This window comes from Rheinheimera sediminis, assembly GCF_004005375.1.
Lineage (GTDB): Bacteria > Pseudomonadota > Gammaproteobacteria > Enterobacterales > Alteromonadaceae > Pararheinheimera.
Genome location: NZ_RZUF01000077.1, coordinates 1 through 807 on the forward strand (window position 1 = coordinate 1; position 807 = coordinate 807).

General features: G+C 38.8%; 1 pseudogene. It reads right to left on the bottom strand.

The features are described 5' to 3' along the window. Positions 1-400: 400 nt before the first annotated feature. Positions 401-807: pseudogene (locus EMM73_RS20155) on the bottom strand (hypothetical protein); the annotation flags it as partial.

The window sequence follows — 807 nt, forward strand, 5'->3', positions numbered from 1 at the left end:
ATGATTGCCCAAACCACTGCTGGTGATGCCTATCAAACGCTTTTGTTCACAACGAAAAACAGGGGCAGGCTGCAAAACCTCCTCCTATGCGTAGTTCAGCTAGCTGTGAGGTCCGATATTCTAAAATGCCAATAAATAGCCGCAAAAATGACAAAAATAATCATTAGAGTATATGAAGAAGTTGCAGCTATTCTTGTAAAGAAAAACAAATTTATAAGAAATCGGCTGCTCTTTCCTTCAGAACGCGAAAGGATTACAAAGGATTGCTCTCTCGTGCAATCATACTTTTTTCTTACGCATTGAATTATTTTCTCTTTGAGATAAAAAAATAAAATAATGCAGAAAAATAGAAATCCAAAAATCAAAGGGAAATATTTTCCGTTGTGAAAGTAATCCACCATCATCTGAATGCCCCCTTCATACCCATCCGGTACGAAACAGTTGTGCAAGCCAACATAGCTGTAGGATATGATGCCCACATTGTTTTGTCTTTCGCTAAAGCGAAGTTCATGTCCCTGATTAATTTGTCCGTTTTATGAAGTGACTCATATGCTTTATCAACATCGGATTTATTGCATCCTTTATCATTTTCAGCATCCTCGATACCCTGAGCCAATTTATTTCGGCTATCACGCAAATCATTTAATTGGTTGGCTTTCTCCGTCAAATCAAAGTAATCGTTTAATGCTGAACCGCCAGAATATCCGGCGCAAAACATACTGACACCAAGCCAAGGATTTAGTCCAAACTGATCTACATAAATAGTGGGATTCCCGCCAACATACCCATAAGTATTCAACCCACCCG